The organism is Shewanella sp. Actino-trap-3, assembly GCF_002836275.1.
GTDB lineage: Bacteria > Pseudomonadota > Gammaproteobacteria > Enterobacterales > Shewanellaceae > Shewanella > Shewanella psychromarinicola.
Genome location: NZ_PJCE01000001.1, coordinates 416,505 through 441,265, shown reverse-complemented (window position 1 = coordinate 441,265; position 24,761 = coordinate 416,505). Strand labels below are relative to the sequence as shown.

Genomic DNA, 24,761 nt, shown 5'->3' with positions numbered 1-24,761 from the left:
AAACAAAATGGCGCCAACTCCGCTTAAAGAGTTGGCGCCATTGCCTGTTACTATTCCGATTTTTTAAATTTTATTGTTTGAACATTAACGGTTTAAAAACCATTATCGACTTTCAGTATCATACTGTGATGTTGCAGGCTCTATGCCAACAAACAAAAAACCATAATCACTTGATTAATATATAATTAAAACTTAGCAGCCTTTGTGCTGAGACGATAATATGTCCGCCTTAGGGATAATCGCACCAAAATGAGGCGCACCATCATTGTTCACCGCTAAAGTATCGACTGCTAACGAAGTATTTTGCTTGCTGACAACGGCAATAATTTGTGCCGACATTTGTGCCACCGACAAGCCTTTTTGCATCGCTTGTTGTTGAATAATGTGGTGTGCTTTAGCTTCATCAAACCCTTGTTGCATTACAATCAACTTTGCTTGGCTGAGCAGTTTTATACTGCGAATTTCATCATCTAACTTTTTAAATTCGGCTAAGGTTTTACTGGCGGCATTAAAACGCGCTTGGGCTAAACTGATCACGCTGGTTAAACGGTTAACGGTCAGCATATCCGGAATAAAAGTGGTGCGCCCACAATCAAGCAAATCGGTTAACGCTGCCTGTTGCCATGTTTTGGCATTGACAACGATCACCATAGGTTTACTCGTTAATGTACGCTGGATCAGCCCCTGAATTTGACTGTGTAATGTCTCGGTTAATACCAACAAGGTATCAAATGTTTGTTGATGTAATTGTTGCTCAACTTGGCTTACCGAAGTCAATACAGTGACATGCCCAAACGCCGCCAAACAAGTCTGATACTGCACCAGATCACAATCGGCCACAGGTACAGCCGCAAAGCTCTGATCGCAATAGATTAAACTGCGCATAACCACTCCTTGTTCCGCCATTGATCTAGTGGATTATCTGTTGTACTAAAACGGTTTGCCCAACATTGTTGACTCAAACTGACGGCTTGCGCTGCTGTAATCGCCGTTGCGTTAATTGAATCTATCGCAGCTGATTGGCGGCTCAGTAATAGCAGCAACGCAGCCAAAGTAGCCTGAATACTGCTAAGTGCTTGCTCGATCATGGTGCGCGACATTAATTCAGTGAGTTTATTGACTGAAAAAGGCTGTTGTTCACGCCATAACAGCGCAAGAATGTCGCTAGACAATTCGGCTTGGCCCACTTTCGCACCAGAAAAACCTTCTAATAATGTGGGGACCGATAAGCTCGATACCACTATAGTGTTTGCTTGTCCGTTGACGACAGTAACCGTGGTCGACACTCTTGGATTACATTCTGTTTCGCCTTGTAAACCTTTAAAAATCGCGACACTGCCGGCATGGTATTCACCTTTTGCAAATAAGATTTCGCATATGCCTTGGTGCAGATTATCTAACCCGGGGTGAAAGTAGCTGCGCAGACTGATCGCTGCATTAGTTGGGTTGATACACCGCGCTGCGGTTTGAATAAGGCTACGAAGACCCAATTCTTGATGCAACTGGCGGCACTCATCTAACACTGGTGCTAAATCACCCGCACATACATAAACAATGTTATCGGATAGCAAGGCTGCATTAGCGCTTTGTGGTGTAGTACAACAAGCAATATTGACTGCCGCTAAGCAAGATTCAACATGGCGGCGATGGGGTAAAGCTTGGCTGTCGCCATGCAACATTACACGCACACCTTGGCTTGCCAGTAGTTTAGCCACCAACAATAACCACGGTAACTGCTCACGCTTACCCGCATACACAGGCCAGTCAATATCAACCGCCAATGTCCCCCAACCAGTATCTAATGTATGACGTAGCCCTGCGACCATCCCAGCAACTTCTTCTGTGGTTTCACCGCGCACGCGCATTAGCATCATGGCACTCGCCATCTGTACCCGGGTGGCTTTTCCTTTAGCAAAACCTTCAAGTAATAAGCTGGCCTCAGCAAATGTTAACGTCCGCGAACCTTTTTCGCCCTTACCCAAGGCTTTAATCAATAACCTAAAATCAAATTCATCGACTGATGTCAGGGTTAACTCACCAATTTTAGGCATATAGCACCTCGCATTCATATTCAGAATGTGGTTGTGACTCTGGCTGTGGTGAAACAAAATCAATATCGTCGAGTAAAGCACTAAGCTGCTGGCCGACACTGACCACTTCACCAATAATGATTAATGTTGGCCCAGAGTCCTTAATAGTCAACGCAGCATCAGCCATAGAGTCAACGGTTGCATAAGTCACAATTTGGTTTGGTCTACCGCCATTGGTAACAAAAGCTACCGGCAAGTTAGCGGCGCATTGGGTATCGAGTAACCCGAGTGAGATGCTTGCCGCTTGTTCTTTACCCATATAAAAAACTAAGGTTGACTGTGCTGTGAGCAATGCTTGCCACTGCGTAGGAGCATTTGCATTATCTGCATCGGTCATTTTTGTGCCGGTGATCAGGGTGACACTTCGAGCCATACCTCGAAAAGTCAGTGGAATACCTGTGCTAGAAGCACAACCTAACGCGGCGGTAACACCGGCAATAAACTGCGAACGGATCCCCTGCTGAGCCAAGTAAAGCGCCTCTTCTGAGCCGCGACCGAAAATATGCGGGTCTCCGCCTTTTAAGCGCACCACTTTAAACCCTTGCTGTGCCAAGCTCAGTAATAACGCATTAATATCTTCTTGCTTAACACTGGGCTGGCCGCAACGTTTACCGACAAAGTGGCGCTGACAAGATGGCGTCACTAAGGTTAAAATATCGCTGCTAACAAGGCTGTCAAACACGAGTGCATCGGCTTGGGCAACAATCCGCGCCGCCTTAATGGTCATCAAATCCAATTGACCACAACCTGCGCCAACAATGGCGACTTCGCCAGCTTGCAGTTCGCTTGTAGGTAATCCATCAGTAAGACAGCCTAAAGAGTTAATTGACTGATGACCTTTTATCATTGCGTCTACGCTATTCATTAGGCAACGTCCTCTTCTACTGCATGTTGATGTTCAATTTCGGTGTACGATAATGCATCCAGCCAACTTTGCTTGGCACACTGCTTTACTTCACTGTGACAACTGCCACATTGACGCCCGCAACCTAATAATGATTGAGTGCTATCTAATGCCTGTTGAAAACTGATGTTGGTTAAACCGTCACCCATCACTTGGTCGTTAAATTGTTGATTGATTTCGTCGTTAATGCTCGCTTCGGTTACCCCTGTACAAGCACAGATTAACGGGCTATTACCGGCTTTAATTTGCTGATGTAGCAACTTCATTAACTGCTTGTCGACAGGCTTGCCAATAAACGCATTCATCTGATTTAAGCCCACATTCACTTGAGTGTGAGACAACACTTTTAATGCCTTAAGTAATCCTTTATCCATATTGCATTGGATATATAAAGGCTGGCCATCTACCGTTAAGGTCCATTTAAGTGAATAGGCTGTCGCTTGATAGGCAAAACCGTCGTTGGTATCTGTAAAACCAATGTGATGACACACTCCGTTCTCCAGCGTTTGTGCAACTTGCCAGCATAGCCCGTGAGCAGAAGAGTCGTGTTGACCAAAAACAACACCTTGCAGCGCAAGTTGAATAGGGCTTAATATCACTGGTTGACACTTAAATCCTGGTTGCTTTGATATTGGATCAACACGGGCATCTAACGCCTGATTCACCCCTTTGGTCATAGAGAACTGCGCCGACCAATGCATCGACATCGATGCCACATTGGCTGGCATATCGTCATCGACAACGGCGCGTGCCACAGTGAAGGCTGACGATAATATGGTCGCATTGGTATCCATTGAGTGCGGGGTCATTGCTGATTGAATTCGTACAAAACCACCTTCGGTTAAGGAGAATTTTTGCAACTGTGATGAATGTAAATGAATAACAGGCTCAGGAATGCTGGCGCGTAAACTGGCGATATGTCCGGTGCGAGTCATGGTATGCCACTGATCGCGACTACGGCCGCTGTTTAATAACAGTGTGTTGTTGGTTAACGACTGCTCTGATGGATTAACAGGCGCTGGCGCGACAAATTGCGCTTTACCACTTGCAGTGGCAAACACACCATCACTGAAAACTCGCCCGCCTCGCTGGCCTATTTGCGTAGCAGAAGCAATAGGCCATTGTGTTGGCAGTAACGCATCATATTGCCCTTTTGATAAGTCGGCTAAGCCAGTTAAATCAAATACTTTGTTAGGAAACTGCTGTTTTACTCGAGCAGACATGGCTGAAAATTCGTTGAAAACACTGGCGTTATCTTCAAAATCAAATCCGTGAAAGCCCATTTTTTTGGCCACTTGGCTCATAGCCCACCAATCAGCTTTAGCTTGACCTTTGGGGGTAATAAACCCACGCTGGCGGGTAATGGTGCGTTCACTGTTGGTCACAGTACCGCATTTTTCTGACCAACCTTGCGCTGGCAATAACACATCAGCAAGCTTGGCGGTATCTGAGTCTGGGCTAATTTCAGATACCACTACAAAGGGGCAATCGGCTAAGGCTTTGGCAATTTTTTCACTATTAGGTAACGACACCACTGGGTTGGTACCCATAATCCAAATCGCTTTAATTTTGCCATCGGCAAGGGCATCAAACATCTCTACTGCTGCTAAGCCTTTTTGTTCGGCTACGCTGTCGGTTTGCCAGAAATCAGCTAATAGCTGACGTTCAGGTGCTGAAAATCCCATATGACAGGCTAACTGGCTCGCTAAACCACCGACTTCACGGCCGCCCATAGCATTAGGTTGTCCGGTTAACGAAAAGAATCCACTGCCTATTTGTCCAATTTGACCTAAGGCAAGATGACAGTTAATCATCGCATTGGTGGTATCTGTGCCTATAGTTGATTGATTCACTCCCTGACAAGATGCGGTAAGTACTTTTTTATGACCCGCCACTAATTGATAAAACTCAGTAAGACGAGTAACAGATACTCCGATTTGATTTGCGAGTTCGGCTAAATTGGCACTTAATTGTTGCGCCTCGGACACAACAGAATCAAAACCCTCGGTGTGTGCTGCAATGTAAGTGTGATCAACACAATTTTGATCGGCTAAATAACCCAGTAAGCCATGAAATAATGCTAAATCGGCACCTGGTGTAATCGCTAAATGTAAATCCGCTTGTTTAGCTGTCGCGGTTGATAGCGGGTCGATAACCACTAAACGGGCATTATTGGTTTTTTTAGCCGCTAATATTCGTTGAAAAAGCACCGGATGAGTCCAAGCAGTGTTAGCACCCACCAGCACGATGACTTCTGCTTGCTCTAGGTCATCAAAGCAAGCTGGCACCACGTCTTCACCAAAAGCGCGTTGCATTGCACTCACCGCTGACGACATACATAAACGAGAGTTAGTATCGATGTTAGCCGTTTTTAAAAAACCTTTGGCGAACTTATTCGCGACATAATAATCTTCAGTGAGTAATTGCCCTGAAAGATAAAGGGCAACAGAGCCGGGGCCATGCTCAGCAATGGTTTGTGCAAAAGTATCAGCAATTAAGGTGCTCGCACTATTCCAATCAAGGGGTTTACCTGAACGATATTTTGGATAACGTAGCACATTGGGCTGATCTAAACTGTCGAGTAAGCGTTCACCTTTAGCACATAAATGACCGTAATTTGCAGGATGATTGATATCACCCACTAATGATAAATCAGCTGTATTTATATCAGTCCAATCCGCTTTGTTCGGTGACACGCTTACGCCACACCCGACACCACAATAAGCACAACTCGATTGGATCTTTGACATACATCTACCCTTTCACCTTGATTATTTCATAGTTAACTACTGCGAAAGCTGTGCCAAAAAATTAACTTACTGATTTACAATAGAAATAAAAACCGTCTAGATTGATAACCGCAATATTTGTGCAACAAAAGTGCAGACCTGCGCACTTTTGTTGCGCATCTATCTGAAAATAAAGGGATTTTAATACCTATAAAGAGGTATTACCTTGTTGTTTCATCCCTTATAAGCAAATCATCAACTCAAGGCATATTGAGGTAGGAATAGTTTTTTCTAGTCAGTTGATACAACGCAGAGGCGTAACCAATAGGAATGCCTGCAAGTCGAGTGGCAACACTGCCTATCTTTTGCTGAATAAATTCATCAGGCTTTAGCCCAAACGGGTAAACAAGCCTCCCTCATCGCCTCGCTAACCAAAAATAATGGCAAGTTATATCTATGACTTGAAATAGACTGATCCCGATCGGTTTACCCCACTCCGTATCCCGGATTGAGGTTAAGTTAGGCTTATTTATGCAGGCAGATGTAAGGTTTTAGTCAGTTATTAGGAGAATAAAAACAAAAATACCGACATAAAGTCGGTATTTTTCAGCTATCAAGATAGCTTATTTTGCAGTACGGCCATCGTCATGACATGTATCACACGTTGGTACTTCGCCTACTTTTGCGTCATGTGGTGCGTGGCAATCGGCACACATTAACATACCATCATGCGGCTTATGGTTATCATCCATTTCAGCAAGAGAACCATGACAACTTTGACATTGTTCAAATTCATATACACCATCTGATGATGGCTCTCCATCAGCGTGACAGTTTTCACAGCCACCCATTTCAACATGAAACTCAGCGAGGGTCTCATCAGCAGCAAATGATGCAGAAGACATCATCATTACCGCGAAACCGGCCGCAAACAATGTACTTAGTAATTTATTGCTCACTTTTCATTCCTCCAATTTTAGTGTGTGCCCGCATTCTTTTTATCTGACGCGGATCATCACACTGCAGTACGACACTTTACTTAAGGGTTTACTCAACAACTTTATTTATAAACAATTCATTAAAACAATTCATAAAACAATCGAAAATTGAATGGTAATATAAACGTAGCTAATCAATCTACTTTAAGCAAAATTAATTTAGATTAGGTAATAATAGCAGCGTTAACATTTTGAATATGTGCGCCACATCATGTAACGCAATGGTTTTTAGTCAACAAACCGACTTGCTACCAATGATAGCTAATGTAGTCATGGTTAATTTAAGTTGGGTTGTCGCCAATAAAAAGCCCCGACTAATGTTGGGGCTATCTTTGAGCTATCGCATTTATAACAATGATTTGTTGATATTAACTGCGAGATTTTTCTAAACGAGCGAGTAAACTAGAAGTATCCCAACGGTTGCCTTTCATCGCCTGAACTTCAGAATAAAACTGATCAACTAATGCCGCGACAGGTAAATGGCTACCATTTCGGCGAGCTTCATCTAGGGCAATGCCTAAGTCTTTTCGCATCCAATCGATAGCAAAGCCGAAATCATATTGACCTTGCCACATAGTCTGATAACGATTCTCCATCTGCCAACTTTGTGCAGCACCTTTACTGATGACCTCAATGACTTTTAAGCCATCTAAACCCGCACTCTTTGCAAAATGAAGTCCTTCAGCTAAGCCTTGAACCACACCCGCAATACAAATTTGATTGACCATTTTAGTCAACTGACCCGAACCTGCAGGTCCAAGCAATTCAGCACAGCGACTATATGCATCAATAACGGGTTTAACCGTATCAAAATCAGCCTGTTCACCGCCCATCATCACGGTTAACACACCATTTTCAGCTCCCGCTTGGCCACCTGAAACAGGCGCATCTAAAAAGCCAATATTTTGAGGGGTCAATTGGGCGGCAATGTCGCGCGCGACATCGGCTGAAGCTGTGGTATGGTCGACCAAAATAGCACCTGCATGCATACCGTGAATGGCGCCTTGATCACCCAATACCACTTGACGTAAATCATCATCATTACCCACACAGGTAAACACAATGTCTTGTCCTTTAGCCGCGGCTTTTGGTGTATCCGCGCGTCGACCGCCATACTGCTCAACCCATTGTTGAGCTTTACTGGCCGTTCGGTTATACACGGTCAAATCGTGACCCTGTTTAACTAAATGTCCCGCCATAGGATACCCCATAACGCCTAACCCAATAAATGCTACCTTGGCCATGATTTGTCCCTTTTATTTATGCTACTGAAGGTTTAACGTGAGCTTCCATTTCGGCGCCAATACGCTTACGCATGTCCATTAAACGTAATGCTGTATCACGTAAATGAATACCGTCGGCTGTCGTTGGGATCCATTCAGGTACCGAGGTGGGTTTGCCTTCATCATCAACCGCCACCATAATCACAATACAATGGGTCGTGAGATAACGCTCTGAATCTTTAGGATCGCCAGCCTTAACATCAATTGCGACATGCATAGATGTGCTGCCGGTATAAATCACTTTACCCGTCACCTCAACAATATGGCCAACGTGAATGGGTTTAACAAAACGAATACCCCCTGCATAGACGGTAATACAATACTTACCACTCCAACCTGCAGCGGTAGCGTAAGCCGCTAAATCGATCCATTTCATTACGGCGCCGCCGTGTACTTTACCGCCGAAATTGACATCTGCAGGCTCAGCCAAAAAACGTAACGTAAGCTTTCTATCTATACCGGCCATAAAACCTCCAAGTCATCGCAGGATGTATCGGAAGTTAACGATACACTTTGTCTTAATCCAAAAAAAGCTTAAACATACAAAAAAAGCGCCATCGGCGCTTTTTATCTATGTCACTATCATTAATTGATTTTTTTAAACAATAATGAACCGTTGGTGCCACCAAAACCAAATGAATTACATAATGCGTAATCAAATTGATGACGACGAGAAGTGTGTGCGACAAAATCTAAATCACAACCTTCATCAGGATTGTCTAAATTAATAGTAGGAGGAATATGCTGATCACGTAATGCCAACAAAGTAATGATTGCTTCAACAGCACCTGCAGCACCGAGTAAATGACCGGTCATTGATTTGGTCGAGCTCACCAATACATCATAGGCATGTGGCCCAAACACAGATTTCACCGCAGCCACTTCGGCTTTATCACCTGCATTCGTTGATGTGCCATGGGCATTGATATAGCCCACTAGCTCTTTTTCAATTTGTGCATCGTTAATGGCATTGACCATAGCCGCCGCAGCACCAGCGCCATCACTCGGTGGTGATGTCATGTGGAATGCATCACCACTCATGCCAAAACCAACCAGCTCGCCGTAAATTTTAGCGCCACGTGCTTTAGCTCGTTCATATTCTTCCATCACAATGACACCTGCACCGTCGCCAATGACAAAACCATCACGGTCTTTGTCCCATGGGCGACTTGCTGCTGTTGGGTCGTCATTACGAGTAGATAATGCTTTAGCTGAGCTAAAACCAGCAACCCCTAATGGGCTAGTGACATCTTCAGCACCACCGGCGACCATAACATCGGCATCACCATAAGCAATAGTCCGAGCGGCAAAACCAATGTTATGCACACCGGTAGTACAAGCTGTGGTAACCGCAAAATTGGGCCCTGTCATACCGTACATAATTGACAAGTGGCCGGCGATCATATTAATAATGGTGCTCGGCACAAAAAAAGGCGACACCTTGCGTGGTCCGCCATTGAGTAATGCCGAATGGCCTTGCTCAATTAACCACATACCGCCCATACCGGCACCAATAGCAACACCCACACGAGCAGGGTTTTCTTGGCTCATCTCTAGGCCAGAGTCTTTTACTGCTTGAATACCTGCAGCTATGCCATATTGGATAAATAAATCCATTTTACGGGCATCTTTTTTCGTTAAATATTGTTCGACGTCAAAATCTTTTACTGAGCCACTGAAACGAGTATTAAAACCACTGGCATCAAATTTGGTAATGGGAGCAATACCACTCTTACCAGCCAGTAAGGCATTCCAACAAGACTCGACATCATTACCTACTGGAGTCACGAGGCCAAGACCTGTGATGACGACACGACGTTTAGACATGATATTCACCTTTAAATAAAATCTGCCACGATGCCATTATTGCGATATAGATAAAGAAGTATAAGGAAGGATGTTCTAATGCAATTAAATGGAACGAGCGTTTACAAATGCTTTAAACAAAAACAGGCGGCATAAATGCCGCCTGTTTTTGTGAATTCTTGATTACTGATTCTTAGAAACGTAATCGATCGCTGCTTGAACAGTAGTGATCTTTTCAGCTTCTTCGTCAGGGATCTCGGTGTCAAACTCTTCTTCTAGAGCCATAACCAATTCAACAGTGTCTAGAGAATCTGCGCCTAAATCGTCTACAAAAGAAGCAGCTGATTTAACGTCTTCTTCTTTAACGCCAAGTTGCTCGATGATGATTTTCTTTACACGTTCTTCGATGTTGCTCATTAGTTTTCTTTCCTATTCAAATTACGCACTTGCGTAAGATTGCGAGTAGTTTATTCGAATTAGATAACAATGCAAGCTTAGATTTTGTGGTCTAACCACAAAAAATAACATTGAATTGTCACTAACACTGACTCAAATGAAGGTAGTTGCCTACCTATCGCTCTTAAACCATGTACATGCCGCCATTCACATGCAATGTTTCGCCTGTGATATAAGCGGCTGAATCCGAGGCCAAAAACAATACTGCATTGGCAATTTCTTGTGCTTGCCCTAATCGTTCCATCGGAACTTGCGACATGATAGCTTGTTGCTGCTCTACTGTCAGCTCATCTGTCATATCTGTCTGAATAAATCCAGGTGCAACAGCATTCACTGTTATTTGACGAGATGCAACCTCTCTTGCAAGAGATTTTGTAAATCCAATCAAACCCGCTTTGGCAGCCGAGTAATTTACTTGGCCTGCATTGCCCATTGTACCCACAACAGAACCGATGCTGATAATACGTCCGAAACGCTTTTTCATCATAGATCGCATTACTGGTTTAGACAATTTAAATAGTGATGTCAAATTAGTGTCAATAATATCTTGCCATTCATCATCTTTCATCCGCATCAATAAATTATCACGGGTAATACCTGCGTTGTTGATGAGAATATCAACTTCACCGGCTTTTTCTTTGATCTGGCTATATAAATCAGCCACTGACTGAGTATCAGTGACATTTAACACCATCCCAAAGCCTTTGTCACCCAAGTATGCTTGGATCGCCGCGGCGCCTTTTTCACTGGTTGCCGTTCCGATAACCATCGCGCCGGCTTGTACTAACGATTCAGCAATCGCTCGGCCAATGCCACGACTGGCCCCCGTCACCAAGGCAACTTTGCCGTCTAAATTAATGCTAAAGCTCATATCAACTCCTTTATTCGACTAATGCTGCAAATGAAGCAACATCATTGACCGCTTGAGCGGATATCGATTTATTAATTCTTTTTGTTAAACCGGTTAATACTTTCCCTGGTCCACACTCTATTAATTTTGTAACACCTTGTGTCGCCATAAATTCAACCGACTCACGCCAACGCACTGGACAATACAATTGACGCACTAAAGCATCTTTAATGGCCTGAGCATTTGTCGGCATTGCCACATCAACATTGTTAACAACATTAATTATAGGTTCAGAGAACGTCACTTCCATTAAGGCTTTGGCTAATTCATCAGCTGCTGGCTTCATTAACGCACAATGTGATGGCACGCTCACTGGCAATGCCACTGTCATTTTAGCACCAGCAGCTTTACATGCAGCAGCAGCGCGTTCAACGGCGGCTTTTTCACCCGCGATAACCACTTGACCTGGACTATTGTAGTTAACAGGGCTCACCACACCGCCTTCAGCAGACTCTGCGCACACTTTGGCAATAGCATCATCATCAAGGCCAATAATGGCATACATCGCGCCAGACCCAGCTGGAACGGCTTGTTGCATTAATTTACCACGAAGCTCAACTAATTTAACTGCATCAGTAAATTCAATCACACCACCGCACACTAACGCAGAGTATTCACCAAGACTGTGACCTGCAAGTAATGAGGGCATGGGCTTGTTCGATGCCTGATATGCGCGCCAGATAGCCACGCTTGCCGTGAGCAATGCAGGCTGGGTTTTATCTGTTTCATTTAAGGTTTCAGCTGGGCCATTGGCAACAAGATCCCATAAATCATAACCTAACGCATCACTTGCTTGGGCAAAGGTTTGCCCAATAATGACATGATTTTGAGCCAATTCAGCTAACATTCCTACGGCCTGTGAACCTTGGCCAGGAAATACAAAAGCAACATTTTCCATCAACGGTTACCTGTATAAAAATAAATTTCAAAATTAAAAACGGATTAGTGCACTGCCCCAAGCAAAACCACCGCCAAATGCTTCGAGTAGTAATAAATGTCCACGCTGGATTCGGCCATCTCTAACGGCTTCGTCAAGCGCTATCGGTACTGATGCAGCAGAGGTATTGCCGTGTTTAGCTAATGTGAGAATGACTTTGTCTAAACTCATGTTAAGTTTCTTTGCTGTTGCCTTGATAATGCGGAAATTAGCTTGATGTGGCACTAACCAGTCAATTTCTGATTTATCGACATTATTAAGGAGCAAGGTTTCGGTGACCACATTAGACAACTGTGTTACCGCCACTTTAAACACATCGTTACCTTTCATCGTCATAAAACCGACAGCTTCAGAACTTTCATTCGATCGAGGTGGGAAAGAACATTTTAATAAGTCCCCCTGGCTCCCATCAGCATAAATATGTGTCGCAATGATACCGGGAGTATCACTGGCACCAATAATCGCAGCGCCCGCACCATCACCAAACAAAATCACAGTGGAGCGGTCAGAAGGATCACACATTCGCGACAACACATCGGAACCAATAACCAGTACTTTTTTAGCGGCACCGGTTTTAACAAATTGATCTGCAACCGATAAAGCATAAATAAAACCAGAACACGCGGCAGCAATATCAAAGGCAGGGATATTTTTGACGCCTAATGAGGCTTGAATTTCGCATGCCGCAGCAGGAAATGCGTTTGAGGCACTTGTGGTTCCACAAACAATCATATCAAGATCACTTGCTTCGAGCCCCGCCATTTCAAGCGCTTTTAATGCCGCTTGATAACCCATTGTTGAAACCGATTCGTCTGTTGCAGCAATACGCCGCTCAGAAATACCGGTTCGATCAACAATCCATTGGTCAGTGGTTTCAACCATTTTTTCGAGATCTTGATTGCTACGAACTTGCACAGGTAGATAGCTACCTGTTCCGAGAATTTTTGTTTGCATATATGAGATCAGCTATTGATGTCTAAAAGAATCGACTCCAAACGATCTTTAATCATTTCAGGAAGACGACGTTTTGCTTCTGTTGCTGCTAAATTTAATGCTTGTAAAAATGCAGCTTCATCCGCGTTACCATGACTCTTTACTACTATTCCGCGCAATCCTATCAGACTTGCACCGTTATAGTGGTCGGGGTTCATCTTACTGAGAACAGCTTGTATACGAGGAGCGATGAGTTTGGAGAGTAAACGAACAAAAAAACCGTCATTTAAGCCGCGTTTTAATTGGTGTACTAACAGTTTTGCAATGCCTTCTGAAGTCTTTAAGGTAATATTGCCGACAAATCCGTCGCAAACAATCACATCCACATTACCTGTGTAAATTTCATCGCCTTCTACAAAGCCAATATAATTAATTTGCTCGGTATGTTGTAGAATTTGACCGGCCTGTTGAACTTGGTCGTTACCCTTAATCGCTTCAATGCCGACATTAAGCAAAGCGACTTTGGGACGGGATTTCTTATGGACAGCTTCACATAATACAGACCCCATAATAGCAAACTGGAATAAGGTATCTGAGTCACAAGATACATTAGCCCCTAAATCCAATAAATAAACCGGTTTTCCGGTCATTGCGGGTAAGCAAGACACAAGTGCAGGTCGATCAATACCCGGTAAGGTTTTTAATAACACCTTAGCCATCGCCATTAATGCGCCCGTGTTACCGGCACTAACGCAAGCAGCGGCTTTGCCGTCGCGCACGAGCTCAAGGGCAATTCTCATAGAACTGTTTTTACGTGAACGCAAAGCATGAATGGGCTTATCGCACATTGTCACGACTTCAGTGGTATGGATTATTTCAATACGGGATAGATCTGTTGAGTGAGCTTGAGGTAGATATTTTTCTATTTCGGTTTGATTACCAACCAAAATAATATTTAAAGATGTGTGAAATTTCAATGCCTGCAAGGCTGCAGGCACTGTCACGTGGGGGCCGTGATCGCCCCCCATCGCATCTAACGCAAGCGTCAGATTTATCATTAGATTAGCAACAAATTACTTGTTGATAACCTTTACACCGCGGTAAAAACCATCAGCAGTCACGTTGTGACGTAGATGTAATTCACCGCTGGTTGCGTCTACTGATAATTGAGCTGTGCTCAATGAATCATGTGAACGACGCATACCACGCTTTGAACGTGATTTTTTATTCTTTTGTACAGCCATTGGACCTGTCTCCTACGATTACTTGCTCTTCAGTTTTTCTAACACTGCAAATGGATTTGCACGCTCCTCATGAGCGGGTTCGATCTCGCCTACAACTACATCTTTCGATCCAGACTTACAATTATTATCATCGTGCATCGGGATGATAGGCATAGCGACTATCAATTCATCTTCAATCAATTGATGCAGACGTAATTCACCAATCTCATTACACTCAATTGGGTCATACGCATCCGGGAGCTCATCGATTTCTGCCTCAGTCTTACAAGGACTAAAACAAAAGTCGACCGTAACCTCAGTAGTAACTTGTGTCATACAACGTTGACATAGCAGAGTGAGCTCCGTCACAGCCTTCCCGCGAAGGTAGACTATCCCCTGTATATCGACGCCACATTCCAACGACACAACTACGTCGGAACAGTCGCCGGTACATAACTCGCTTAATCGCTTTAGTTGCTTACCTAAAATGGTACCTTCATAACGAAGGCCGCTAGAGGCTGCGCGTATAGGATCAATTGAAACCGGTATCTTTACTGTTTGCATAAGGCGCGCATATTATAGTTTGAAAACGCTGGAGTCAAAGAAAATTTCCGTAAAAATACGGTAATCTCACCTAACAATGAACTTTAGGTACTCTTTAATCCGGCATTAGGTTTGAAAGTTGGCAAATTTTACCGAACCCAACTCCATCACACAAGCATTACTCGATAAAAATGATCCATTTGCCTAGATGAATACAGTAAACTGACTAATATTCTGTTATTAGCCTAAAAATAATGAAGAAAAGCCAATGAAATTCAACCTAGTACTTGCATCAACCTCACCTTTTCGTCAGCAATTATTACAAACATTAATGCTGCCTTTTAACTGCGTTAACCCTGATGTTGATGAAACTGCTGCAAAAGATGAAACAGCATTAGCATTAGTCAAACGGTTAGCTGAGCAAAAAGCATTAGCCGGAGCGAACTTAATTGATCAAACATCCGTGCCACAATTAATTATTGGCTCAGATCAAGTTGCGATGATTAATGGTCAGATTATCGGTAAGCCAAATAACATCGAAAATGCGATAGCTCAATTAAGCGCGGCTTCTGGTCAAGCAATCACTTTTTATACCGGTCTAGCTGTATTTAATTGTGATAATCAACGCATGTTGTCGTGTGTTGAACCTTTTACAGTGCACTTTAAATCGTTAACAGAAGCGCAAATTCGCTACTACATCGACAAAGAACAACCATTATATTGTGCAGGTAGTTTTAAAGTAGAGGGGTTGGGAATCGCACTCTTTAGCCGCTTAGAAGGTGATGATCCTAATACTTTAATTGGTCTGCCATTAATTAGGCTTATCGATTTACTGGCACAGCATGGTGTTGATGTACTCAGCCAAGCCCCTCAATGATCAATCAAATAATTTTGGTCTAAAATATTGACCGACATTATTTAACATTTCTGTGCATAAGGATGGATGATTAGGTAAGTGATTAACAAAATGACAGGGCATAAACGCAGAGGTAATTAAAAATTAATTAAGTTAATGAAATACAGCGTCGGCAACACTTATGTGCGACGCTGCTGCATTTCAATTATCAATCATCATAAACACAAGATAGTTAAAGATAATCACGTATCGCAAGTGGCTTATCGACAATCGCGCGCGGATTTAGCGCTTGCAATTTGGATTGATTATGGGCGCCATAACTCACACCAATACTCGCCATACCAGCATTTTTGGCCATGGTTAAGTCATGGATTGAATCGCCAATCATAATGGCTCTATCTGCGGCAACATCAAAATGAGTCAATAACGAAAACAACATCTCAGGATGCGGTTTGCTTTCAGCGTCATCGGCACAGCGCGTCGCATGAAAGTACTGGCCTAAGCCTGTCCGTGCCAATACGTTATCAAGACCCTCTCGCCCTTTACCCGTCGCAACCGCTAATTGATAACCGCCTGCATGTAAACTGCGAATAAGTGATTCAACGCCCTCAAATAAAGGCGTAGGGTGCACATTGGCAACATGATGACGACGATAACAATCAATAATTTGCTCATGGTTTTGATGATCGGCAAATAAAATCGGCATAATTTTAGGTAAAGATAAGCCTATGACATCTCTTATTTGCTGTTCAGACGGGATAGGCAAAATGAGTTCTTGTGCTACATTTTGCATGCAAGACACTATTTTACCAATCGTGTCCATTAGCGTGCCATCCCAATCAAAAATGACCAGTTCATAAGCTTTATGTTGAATATTCAATACCATTCCTTACTTCATTTTCACACCACTGTGGATGTTATATTCTTTTTAATTTTTCAAGTGTGCTAAGTAACACTGGGTCTAAAGGCGCCTTAACTTGCGTGACTTCATTATTCTCAGGATGAGTAAACTTAAGCTCAGCCGCATGTAAAAACAGACGATCTAAGCCTAATGCGCGCATGCTGTCGTCAAATTGTTGCTCGCTGTATTTATCATCACAGGCAATAGAATGACCCGCATATTGACAATGTACCCTAATCTGATGAGTACGCCCTGTCACAGGACTGGCTTTGACCAAGGTACACCCTTGGTATCGCTGCATGATTTTGAAACGCGTTTCCGACTCTTTACCTTCTTTATTAACTCGAACAATACGCTCGCCAGACTTTAAGGTGATTTTTAACAACGGCGCTTTGACCGATTTATCACTTGCTTGCCATTGGCCACGCACCAAGGCTAAATAATCTTTCTGCATGGTTTTACTGCGTAACTGTTCATGCAAATGTTTTAATGCACTGCGTTTTTTAGCAACAAGCAAGACGCCAGAAGTATCTTTATCTAAACGATGCACCAACTCTAAATACTTTTGTTGTGGACGAAGTGAGCGTAAGCCCTCAATCACACCATAATCAACACCACTACCACCATGTACCGCAATGCCGGCAGGCTTATTTAATACAATTAAATGATTATCTTCGTGGATAATGCGATCTTCGAGCTGTGACACTCGAGATAAATTAGGCGAAGGTGCTTTGCGATTATCTTTTTCTGCAACTCGAACCGGCGGTATGCGAACGATGTCATCGATTTGCAATTTGTATTCTGGCTTGATGCGTTTTTTATTCACCCGCACTTCCCCTTTACGCACGATCCTATAAATCATGCTTTTGGGAACACCTTTTAATTTAGTTAGCAAAAAATTATCGATTCGTTGTTCAAAATTATCTTCGTCGATAGTCACGTATTCAACTTGGGGGGTGGTTTCAGTATTCATGATGCGCCATATAGTGGGAACCCTAATAGTGTACCTTATCTGGTAAATGCTTGGCTATTGCCACATCGGACTTGAAATAAATACACGAAAGAATATTGGCTTTTGATTGCTGAAAATAACGATTGTTGCTATATTTGCCCACAGGTTGAGAGTAAACAGTGGATAAAGTGTTCACAACTTTCACCAAATGCGAAACACTAACAGTTAAAAAAATGAACTTAACCGGTAGCAACTCATTGATTTGCAAATTGTATTTACTAAAAAAACGGCAAAACCCGTTTGTACAATTAAACCGTAAGTAATCAATAAATATTTTAATTTAACTGTGGTAAATCGCCCCAAATTCGAACAACATTTTAGCTTGTTATCAAACAAACCGATTCGACTTGGGCATTAACGGATTAAAATACCATAATTTATGGGGTTGGTTGTAACTCAACCAATTCCTTGTTTTTGTAAACATTAGAAAATAAGCCATAAATAGGATGCGACACGCAGAGACTGCGTTTTACAGTAATGAGCACCTAAATTGCCTGGATCTAACCGTGAGGTTATACCGATTAATTCAGGCCCGTAATGCAGAAAAATCGTGTTGTTTGATGACCTCATTTAGAAGAATCACGTCATCATGAAACGTATGTTAATTAATGCAACTCAATCAGAAGAGTTGCGCGTAGCCCTAGTTGATGGGCAAGAACTGTATGATTTAGACATTGAAAGTCCTGGTCACGAACAGAAAAAATCAAATATCTATAAAGGTAAAATCACCCGCGTAGAACCCTCTCTTGAAGCAGCCTTTGTTGACTACGGCGCAGATCGGCACGGCTTTTTACCCCTGAAAGAAATTGGTCGCGAATATTTCCCTAAAGGTTATTCATTCCAAGGCCGTCCTAACATCAAAGAAGTGGTGCATGAAGGCCAAGAAGTCATCGTTCAAATCGACAAAGAAGAACGTGGCAATAAAGGTGCTGCACTGACGACGTTTATCAGTCTTGCGGGTTCTTATTTGGTGTTAATGCCAAACAACCCTCGTGCTGGCGGTATTTCACGACGTATTGAAGGTGATGAGCGTACCGAGCTTAAAGAGGCGATGTCGGAACTTGAAGTGCCTAACGGTATGGGGTTAATCGTCCGTACTGCTGGAGTAGGCAAAGAGTCCACAGAGTTAAAGTGGGACTTAAAAGTACTTCAACATCACTGGGATGCGATTCAAGAAGCCGCTCAAAGTAAAACGGCTCCATTCTTAATTCACCAAGAAAGTAATGTGATTGTTCGTGCCATTCGCGATTATTTACGTCGCGATGTAGGCGAAATTCTTATCGACCACCCGCGCATTTTCGAAGAAGCTAAACTGCATATTGGTTTGGTTCGCCCAGATTTTGTTGAACGCGTGAAACAATACGATTCTGAAGTGCCACTATTTACTCACTTCCAAATCGAATCTCAAATTGAATCAGCTTTCCAACGTGAGGTGCGCTTGCCTTCTGGTGGCTCAATTGTTATCGACCCAACTGAAGCATTAACCTCTATCGATATTAACTCTGCCCGCGCAACAAAAGGCGGCGATATCGAAGAAACAGCTTTAAACACCAACCTAGAAGCAGCAGATGAAATTGCACGTCAATTACGTCTTCGTGACTTAGGTGGTTTGGTGGTTATCGACTTTATCGATATGACACCAGTACGCCATCAGCGTGAAGTTGAAAACCGTTTACGTGATGCCGTACACCATGACCGAGCTCGCGTGCAGTTAGGCCGTATTTCACGATTTGGTTTGATGGAAATGTCACGCCAACGTTTGCGCCCTTCACTTGAAGAGTCCGCAGCACATATATGCCCACGTTGTCATGGCCAAGGCACTATTCGCAGTACCGAATCTTTAGCACTGTCTATTTTGCGTTTAATGGAAGAAGAAGCCATTAAAGAAAACACCACACAAATTGAAGCCATTGTGCCTGTTGATGTGGCGGCATTCTTATTAAATGAAAAACGTAAAACGATCCGTATTACTGAAGAACGCCACCAAGTTGAAGTGTACATCATCCCTGATGCACACATGCAGACTCCGGATTACCGAATGGTTCGTCGCAAAAGTGATGATGAAGTCATTGAGTCAAGCTACAAGCGTGTTGAGCAACCTGCCGCAAATCTGTATGAGCCTCGTAAACTTGAGCGCGCAGCGTCTCCAGAGCCTGCATTAAAAGGCTTCACCGCCCCTCAAAAAGCAGCAGAAGATACCGCAAAACCGGCTGTAAAAGTAACACCTGTAAATACCGCCCCTGTGGCAGCAGCACCTAGTCAGCCAGGATTATTCGCTCGGATGGCCTCAGCGGTTAGTGCCTTGTTTTCTGCTAATGAAGCTGAGGTCAAAGACACCAAAGCGGTACCGCAAACCAAAGAAAATGCGCCGACGAGTAACCGTCGTAACACTCGTCGTAATGACACACGTAACGACAGTACTAGCCGTAATGACAAGCGTAATGACAGTCGTAATGATAGCCGCCGTCAGCGCAATGACAGCGACAAATCAAAAGAAGGCACAGAGGCTCGTCCTCAAAATAAGCGTAATGAACGTAATAGCAGAAACACAGGTCAAGACGACAACGCAAAAAACAAGCCGAGAAATGAAAAAGTTGACAAGCCATTACAAGTCAATGAAACCAAAGTAACAGAATCAAAAGCAACAGAAACTAAAGCAACAGACAGTAAAGTCACTACAGAAAAGTCTCCAAAGCAAGAAGCTGCTCGTGAACGTCGCCAGCGTCGTAACTTACGTCGTAAAGTGCGTATTGAAAGCGAACAGAATGAAGCATTATCAGCAACTGATGTTAATGAATCAAGTGACCAATCAGTCGATGTAATAACATCTGAAGCTAAAGCCGTAGAGTCAAAAGTATCTGAGGATAAAACATCAGAAACGAGACCGCCGCGTAGTCGTCGTCAACCTCGTAAAGAGAAAACTGAACAAACGACTGAAACACCAACAGAGAGCGTTATCACTCAAGCGACTGAAGTAACAAACGTTACGACTACTGAGCCAGTTAACACCGACACGACTGATGTCGTTGAAGGTAAAGCGGAAGCAATTGAAGCCGACGTTAACACTAACAGTGAAACTGTCGTTGCTAACGCTGATGTTGCCAATGAAACGGATGAGTCAAGCACTGACACTGAAGATACCTCATCAGAAAATGAAACCGATGACACCAAAGCTGAAGGGCGTGAAGGTCAACGTCGAAGCCGTCGCAGTCCTCGTCATCTTCGTGCTGCTGGTCAACGTCGTCGTCGTGATGATGAATCCGGTTCAACGCAGCAAGCCGTTTTCACTCCTAATGATGAACTAGAGAAGCAATTAGACGCTGAGCTAAGCAGAAATCAAACCCAGGATAATGCCCCTGTTACTGAGGCTGTTGTTGAAACAGTTAGTACGGCTGTGGAAATGGTGAAGACTGACGCTAACAAGGCTGAAGTGACCAAGGCTGATGTCGAGCCAACGATTGTTGTTGCTGACAAGCCGGAGGCTAAAGAGGAAGCACCTCAAACACCTCCGGTAGTAAAAGCTCCTGAAGTAGCCGAAGATAAAGCGGCCGTTGAAGTTACTAAAACGCCTGTTGCTGTTCCAGCTGAACAAGCGCCAGCCGCCGATACTGCAGAAACAGAGAAAACAACTGCAGTGAGCAGCAAACAAGATAAAGCGGTTGCAGCCAATGCATCAGCGCCAACGGCTAAGCCTGCGGCTATTGTCCGTCAAGCTAAGCCGGCAGAGGCAAAAGAAGTTGCGCCAGCAATAGTTTCTGCTGATGTCGCCACAACAGCAAAAGCACCTGTGAAAACAAGTCGCTTTGGTTCTATGGTGTCATCTGACACGACTAAACCTACCGTAGATGTCCGTGAACAGAAAGCCGTACCTCAAGGACGTACTTATCAAGCACAAGCAACTGAAACCAATGCTCCGAAAGTAGCAATGAATAACAGTGCATCAGCTGATATGACTCGCCCTGGAGAGTAACGCTAAATAGGGCTAACTAAGCCCTATTGTTGATTAAGCCATGCTAAGCATGGCTTTTTTATTGAAAAAAATGTCCCGACCTGAAAGGGTAAACACATTTTCCGGACATAACTGTAATACAAAAAAGGGGCCATTGAATAATCAATGCCCCCTTTTTTTTATCTGTTTATCCCGTTCTTTAAGCACAACAAACCCATTGGTTTATACTTTACGCTTATCAGCAAATTTACTCATGACTTTATCAAATTTAGGCTTAACGACTAACTGACAGTAAGGCTGTTGCCCATGTTTAGCAAAGTAGTCATCGTGATAGCTTTCAGCGGGGTAAAACGTGTCGAACGCACTGATTTCGGTCACTATCGGCCTAGACCAAACTTGTTGTTCCGTTAACCGATTAATAAATCGGTTGGCGGCATCTATTTGAGCACTGTTATGAGTAAAAATTACCGACCGATACTGTGGGCCTTTATCATTACCCTGTTGGTTAAGTGTGGTGGGGTCATGGCTTTCAAATAACACGCTAAGCAGTGTTTCGTATTGAATAACGGCCGAATCGAACTCAATATGAATGACTTCTGCATGCGCTGTTTGACCAGAACACACCGCATCATAATTGGCATCTTTAGCATCACCGCCACAATAACCTGAAGTCGCACTTTGCACGCCATTAAGCTGAGCAAAAATGGCTTCAACACACCAAAAGCAACCCGCACCAAAAGTCGCTTTTTCGTAAGAAGGCGTCGCCAAACTTGATTGAGTTAACTCATCAGTGGATTTAAAAATCATCGACACAGAATTCACACAATGACGAATATTGTTATCCGTTAGGTGTTCACCTTCAAATACATGGCCTAAATGGCCACCACATTGGGCACAGGTAATTTCGGTTCGATGACCATCAGCATCGAGTGTATGCTTTACGGCCCCCTCAATCTCATCATCAAATGCGGGCCAGCCGCAATGTGCATTAAATTTATATTCACTATTATAAAGTGGTGCATCGCATTTTTTACACAAATACACACCTTGAGCATCATGTTCGACAAATTCGCCACTAAAGGGACGTTCAGTGCCCTTTTGCTCGATAACGTACTGTTCAAATTCGGTTAGTTTATTCATTGTCTGCTCTCATTGAGTTTACTTGTCGCTTAAATAAAGAATACGTGAAATCCGCGGCATCAGTTCAATCAAATAATATGATGACACGCAAATAATTGCGACAAAGTGTGACTAAGGTTACCATTAGCGGTGGGTCAACACACTAATAAGAAATACAAAATGAAACTAAATACAATTGATTACCTAGCACCTGATAGTGCTGAGCGTTTTGTTGAATCGCTTCAACAAACAGGCTTTGGTGTATTATCTAACCACCCTATTCAAAAGCAACTTGTCGAAGATATTTATCAAGAATGGTACAACTTTTTTCAGTCTGAACAAAAACATGACTTTTTGTTTACACCTGAAACACACGATGGATTCTTTCCCGCATCGATTTCTGAAACCGCCAAAGGCAATAACGTAAAAGATATCAAAGAATATTATCATGTCTATCCTAGGGGACGTATTCCTGAGTCGTTAAAAGCAAATATTCTTGCCTACTACGAACACGCAAATACATTAGCAACTGAACTACTGAGTTGGATTGAACAATATACCCCAGCTGAAGTAGCTGCTAAATATAGCATTCCATTGCCCGACATGATCGCAAAGAGCCAACAAACATTGTTGCGTATTCTGCATTATCCTCCGATGAAAGGAGATGAGGAAATGGGCGCAATTAGAGCGGCTGCACATGAAGACATAAATTTGATCACTCTGTTGCCAGCTGCCAATGAACCAGGCTTACAAGTTCTCACCAAAGAAGGTGAATGGATAGATGTACCCAGTGATTTTGGTAGTATTATCATTAATATCGGTGACATGCTCCAAGAAGCATCTGGCGGCTATTTTCCATCAACATCCCATAGAGTGATAAACCCTGAAGGGACTGACAAAACTAAATCGCGGATCTCATTACCGCTGTTTTTGCACCCCAATCCAGAAGTGGTGTTATCAGACCGTTATACTGCTGACAGCTATTTAAAGGAAAGATTACGGGAATTAGGCCTTATTTAAGCATTAAGACTTCATTTTACGACGATACTAAGCGCCTTCCGGCGCTTTTTTTATGTATTTAATCGGCTAACGAGGTAGAATATCACTTTTGTATATATTGTATTTATTTTCCGATTTATAAGGCAACATCATGGCAATTCAGTGGTATCCAGGACACATGCACAAAGCACGTAAAGAGATCGAGGAGGCAATGCCTCAAGTGGATCTCGTTATTGAAGTGCTCGATGCACGTATTCCCTACAGCAGTGAAAACCCAATGGTGTCACAACTACGTGGTGATAGACCCTGTATTAAATTACTCAATAAGTCTGATTTAGCGGATCCTGAGGTCACGGCTCAGTGGATTGAATACTTAGAACGTGAACAAGGCGTTCAGGCATCAGCAATCACAACGTTACAACCCGCTATGGTAAGAAGCATTCCAGATCTTTGCCGTAAGCTGGTGCCACACCGTGACATCATGGAAAAAGACATCCGCACCATGATCATGGGCATACCTAACGTCGGTAAATCTACAATTATTAATACCTTAGCGGGTCGCACTATAGCCAAAACAGGTAATGAACCTGCAGTCACAAGACGTCAGCAACGTATTAACTTGCGTAACGGAATCGTACTGTCGGATACTCCGGGCATTTTATGGCCAAAAGTGGACAATGAAGCCAGTAGCTATCGCCTTGCTGTCACTGGTGCAATTAAAGATACCGCAATGGAATACGAAGATGTGGCCATGTTTGCTGCAGGCTATTTCCTTAAAGCCTATCCAGACGAAATTTGCGAACGTTATAAACTTAAATCGCTACCAGCCAGCGATATTGAATTACTTGAAGCTATCAGTCGTTCTCGCGGAGCACTTCGCCCTGGCGCACGAGTTGATTACCATAAAGTATCTGAACTATTACTCCACGAATACCGCTCAGGGAAAATCGGCCTATTAAGCCTTGAAACCCCAGCGATGGCTGAAGTAGAAAAAGAGGAAGTTGCACGTAAATTAGCGGAGAAAGAACTCATTAAACAGCAGAAGATAGAACAAGAGAAACTTAAACGCTCTGGTAAACGTTATAACGATTAAGCACAATAAATGGGTTAGGT

Annotated in this window: 22 protein-coding genes; 4 read left to right on the top strand and 18 right to left on the bottom strand. The window is 43.3% G+C overall.

The window, feature by feature from the left end:
* Window positions 1-192: 192 nt before the first annotated feature.
* The 15 genes from CXF80_RS01970 to yceD all read right to left on the bottom strand — a co-directional run bounded on the left by CXF80_RS01970 (window position 193) and on the right by yceD (window position 14,833).
* Entirely contained in the window at window positions 193-885 is a 693-nt protein-coding gene (locus tag CXF80_RS01970; protein ID WP_157822168.1) for an ANTAR domain-containing response regulator, read from the bottom strand.
* Complete coding sequence (locus tag CXF80_RS01965) at window positions 873-2,051, bottom strand: glycosyl transferase (protein ID WP_157822167.1); 1,179 nt, start codon at window positions 2,049-2,051, stop codon at window positions 873-875. Before CXF80_RS01965 ends, CXF80_RS01970 begins: the two co-directional genes overlap by 13 nt.
* Window positions 2,044-2,955: a uroporphyrinogen-III C-methyltransferase gene (gene cobA / locus CXF80_RS01960; protein ID WP_101030677.1), complete on the bottom strand. Its 912-nt coding sequence runs from the start codon at window positions 2,953-2,955 to the stop codon at window positions 2,044-2,046. Before cobA ends, CXF80_RS01965 begins: the two co-directional genes overlap by 8 nt.
* Complete coding sequence (locus CXF80_RS01955; protein ID WP_101030674.1) at window positions 2,955-5,744, bottom strand: nitrate reductase; 2,790 nt, start codon at window positions 5,742-5,744, stop codon at window positions 2,955-2,957. The genes cobA and CXF80_RS01955 overlap by 1 nt, the downstream gene beginning before the upstream one ends.
* A 602-nt stretch (window positions 5,745-6,346) precedes the next feature.
* Window positions 6,347-6,682, bottom strand: coding sequence for a tetraheme c-type cytochrome CctA (gene cctA, locus CXF80_RS01950; RefSeq protein ID WP_101030672.1), 336 nt, complete (start codon window positions 6,680-6,682; stop codon window positions 6,347-6,349).
* Between the two features lie 407 nt (window positions 6,683-7,089).
* Window positions 7,090-7,965, bottom strand: a complete 876-nt coding sequence (locus CXF80_RS01945) for an NAD(P)-dependent oxidoreductase (protein WP_101030670.1) — start codon at window positions 7,963-7,965, stop codon at window positions 7,090-7,092.
* Window positions 7,966-7,981: 16 nt separating this feature from the next.
* Window positions 7,982-8,470 (bottom strand): acyl-CoA thioesterase, encoded by a 489-nt coding sequence (locus CXF80_RS01940; protein WP_101030667.1) that lies wholly within the window; start codon window positions 8,468-8,470, stop codon window positions 7,982-7,984.
* Between the two features lie 119 nt (window positions 8,471-8,589).
* Window positions 8,590-9,831 (bottom strand): beta-ketoacyl-ACP synthase II, encoded by a 1,242-nt coding sequence (gene fabF, locus CXF80_RS01935; RefSeq protein WP_101030663.1) that lies wholly within the window; start codon window positions 9,829-9,831, stop codon window positions 8,590-8,592.
* Window positions 9,832-9,993: 162 nt separating this feature from the next.
* Complete coding sequence (gene acpP, locus CXF80_RS01930) at window positions 9,994-10,227, bottom strand: acyl carrier protein (protein ID WP_011496723.1); 234 nt, start codon at window positions 10,225-10,227, stop codon at window positions 9,994-9,996.
* 163 nt (window positions 10,228-10,390) lie between these two features.
* A complete protein-coding gene (gene fabG, locus CXF80_RS01925) occupies window positions 10,391-11,137 on the bottom strand; it encodes a 3-oxoacyl-ACP reductase FabG (protein WP_101030661.1) in 747 nt (248 codons plus the stop codon).
* A 10-nt stretch (window positions 11,138-11,147) separates the two neighbouring features.
* A complete protein-coding gene (gene fabD, locus CXF80_RS01920) occupies window positions 11,148-12,074 on the bottom strand; it encodes an ACP S-malonyltransferase (RefSeq protein ID WP_101030658.1) in 927 nt (308 codons plus the stop codon).
* 33 nt (window positions 12,075-12,107) lie between these two features.
* A complete protein-coding gene (locus CXF80_RS01915; RefSeq protein WP_101030655.1) occupies window positions 12,108-13,067 on the bottom strand; it encodes a beta-ketoacyl-ACP synthase III in 960 nt (319 codons plus the stop codon).
* Between the two features lie 8 nt (window positions 13,068-13,075).
* Window positions 13,076-14,104 (bottom strand): phosphate acyltransferase PlsX, encoded by a 1,029-nt coding sequence (plsX, locus tag CXF80_RS01910; RefSeq protein WP_101030652.1) that lies wholly within the window; start codon window positions 14,102-14,104, stop codon window positions 13,076-13,078.
* Window positions 14,105-14,119: 15 nt separating this feature from the next.
* The gene (gene rpmF / locus CXF80_RS01905) at window positions 14,120-14,290 is read right to left on the bottom strand and encodes a 50S ribosomal protein L32 (RefSeq protein ID WP_101030648.1); all 171 of its coding nucleotides are present in this window, start codon (window positions 14,288-14,290) and stop codon (window positions 14,120-14,122) included.
* Between the two features lie 18 nt (window positions 14,291-14,308).
* Complete coding sequence (gene yceD / locus CXF80_RS01900) at window positions 14,309-14,833, bottom strand: 23S rRNA accumulation protein YceD (protein WP_101030645.1); 525 nt, start codon at window positions 14,831-14,833, stop codon at window positions 14,309-14,311.
* Window positions 14,834-15,080: 247 nt separating this feature from the next.
* On the opposite strand from yceD, the gene CXF80_RS01895 reads away from it, so the two are divergent.
* On the top strand, window positions 15,081-15,689 hold the full coding sequence (locus CXF80_RS01895) for a Maf family protein (RefSeq protein WP_101030642.1): 609 nt from the start codon (window positions 15,081-15,083) through the stop codon (window positions 15,687-15,689).
* A 211-nt stretch (window positions 15,690-15,900) separates the two neighbouring features.
* On the opposite strand, the gene CXF80_RS01890 is transcribed toward CXF80_RS01895, so the two are convergent.
* A complete protein-coding gene (locus CXF80_RS01890; protein ID WP_198554720.1) occupies window positions 15,901-16,554 on the bottom strand; it encodes an HAD-IA family hydrolase in 654 nt (217 codons plus the stop codon).
* A gap of 31 nt (window positions 16,555-16,585) precedes the next feature.
* A complete protein-coding gene (rluC, locus tag CXF80_RS01885) occupies window positions 16,586-17,542 on the bottom strand; it encodes a 23S rRNA pseudouridine(955/2504/2580) synthase RluC (protein ID WP_101030639.1) in 957 nt (318 codons plus the stop codon).
* 628 nt (window positions 17,543-18,170) lie between these two features.
* Between rluC and rne the strand changes: the two genes are divergently transcribed.
* Window positions 18,171-21,551 carry a ribonuclease E gene (gene rne / locus CXF80_RS01880; RefSeq protein WP_101030636.1) on the top strand — a complete coding sequence of 1,127 codons (3,381 nt, stop codon included), beginning with the start codon at window positions 18,171-18,173 and terminating at the stop codon, window positions 21,549-21,551.
* A gap of 201 nt (window positions 21,552-21,752) precedes the next feature.
* Here the strand turns inward: rne and CXF80_RS01875 are convergent, their stop codons facing one another.
* Window positions 21,753-22,670, bottom strand: a complete 918-nt coding sequence (locus CXF80_RS01875; RefSeq protein ID WP_101030633.1) for a bifunctional methionine sulfoxide reductase B/A protein — start codon at window positions 22,668-22,670, stop codon at window positions 21,753-21,755.
* A gap of 159 nt (window positions 22,671-22,829) precedes the next feature.
* Here CXF80_RS01875 and CXF80_RS01870 point away from each other — a divergent pair, with 159 nt between their 5' ends.
* On the top strand, window positions 22,830-23,669 hold the full coding sequence (locus CXF80_RS01870) for an isopenicillin N synthase family dioxygenase (protein WP_101030628.1): 840 nt from the start codon (window positions 22,830-22,832) through the stop codon (window positions 23,667-23,669).
* Window positions 23,670-23,799: 130 nt separating this feature from the next.
* Window positions 23,800-24,741 carry a ribosome biogenesis GTPase YlqF gene (gene ylqF / locus CXF80_RS01865; protein ID WP_101030625.1) on the top strand — a complete coding sequence of 314 codons (942 nt, stop codon included), beginning with the start codon at window positions 23,800-23,802 and terminating at the stop codon, window positions 24,739-24,741.
* Window positions 24,742-24,761: the final 20 nt, after the last annotated feature.

Coding starts and splice junctions, on each gene's coding strand:
- CXF80_RS01970 (WP_157822168.1), bottom strand. CDS start 885: ATGCGCAGTTTAATCTATTGCGATCAGAGCTTTGCGGCTGTACCTGTG.
- CXF80_RS01965 (WP_157822167.1), bottom strand. CDS start 2,051: ATGCCTAAAATTGGTGAGTTAACCCTGACATCAGTCGATGAATTTGAT.
- cobA (WP_101030677.1), bottom strand. CDS start 2,955: ATGAATAGCGTAGACGCAATGATAAAAGGTCATCAGTCAATTAACTCT.
- CXF80_RS01955 (WP_101030674.1), bottom strand. CDS start 5,744: ATGTCAAAGATCCAATCGAGTTGTGCTTATTGTGGTGTCGGGTGTGGC.
- CXF80_RS01945 (WP_101030670.1), bottom strand. CDS start 7,965: ATGGCCAAGGTAGCATTTATTGGGTTAGGCGTTATGGGGTATCCTATG.
- CXF80_RS01940 (WP_101030667.1), bottom strand. CDS start 8,470: ATGGCCGGTATAGATAGAAAGCTTACGTTACGTTTTTTGGCTGAGCCT.
- fabF (WP_101030663.1), bottom strand. CDS start 9,831: ATGTCTAAACGTCGTGTCGTCATCACAGGTCTTGGCCTCGTGACTCCA.
- acpP (WP_011496723.1), bottom strand. CDS start 10,227: ATGAGCAACATCGAAGAACGTGTAAAGAAAATCATCATCGAGCAACTT.
- fabG (WP_101030661.1), bottom strand. CDS start 11,137: ATGAGCTTTAGCATTAATTTAGACGGCAAAGTTGCCTTGGTGACGGGG.
- fabD (WP_101030658.1), bottom strand. CDS start 12,074: ATGGAAAATGTTGCTTTTGTATTTCCTGGCCAAGGTTCACAGGCCGTA.
- CXF80_RS01915 (WP_101030655.1), bottom strand. CDS start 13,067: ATGCAAACAAAAATTCTCGGAACAGGTAGCTATCTACCTGTGCAAGTT.
- plsX (WP_101030652.1), bottom strand. CDS start 14,104: ATGATAAATCTGACGCTTGCGTTAGATGCGATGGGGGGCGATCACGGC.
- rpmF (WP_101030648.1), bottom strand. CDS start 14,290: ATGGCTGTACAAAAGAATAAAAAATCACGTTCAAAGCGTGGTATGCGT.
- yceD (WP_101030645.1), bottom strand. CDS start 14,833: ATGCAAACAGTAAAGATACCGGTTTCAATTGATCCTATACGCGCAGCC.
- CXF80_RS01895 (WP_101030642.1), top strand. CDS start 15,081: ATGAAATTCAACCTAGTACTTGCATCAACCTCACCTTTTCGTCAGCAA.
- CXF80_RS01890 (WP_198554720.1), bottom strand. CDS start 16,554: ATGGTATTGAATATTCAACATAAAGCTTATGAACTGGTCATTTTTGAT.
- rluC (WP_101030639.1), bottom strand. CDS start 17,542: ATGAATACTGAAACCACCCCCCAAGTTGAATACGTGACTATCGACGAA.
- rne (WP_101030636.1), top strand. CDS start 18,171: ATGAAACGTATGTTAATTAATGCAACTCAATCAGAAGAGTTGCGCGTA.
- CXF80_RS01875 (WP_101030633.1), bottom strand. CDS start 22,670: ATGAATAAACTAACCGAATTTGAACAGTACGTTATCGAGCAAAAGGGC.
- CXF80_RS01870 (WP_101030628.1), top strand. CDS start 22,830: ATGAAACTAAATACAATTGATTACCTAGCACCTGATAGTGCTGAGCGT.
- ylqF (WP_101030625.1), top strand. CDS start 23,800: ATGGCAATTCAGTGGTATCCAGGACACATGCACAAAGCACGTAAAGAG.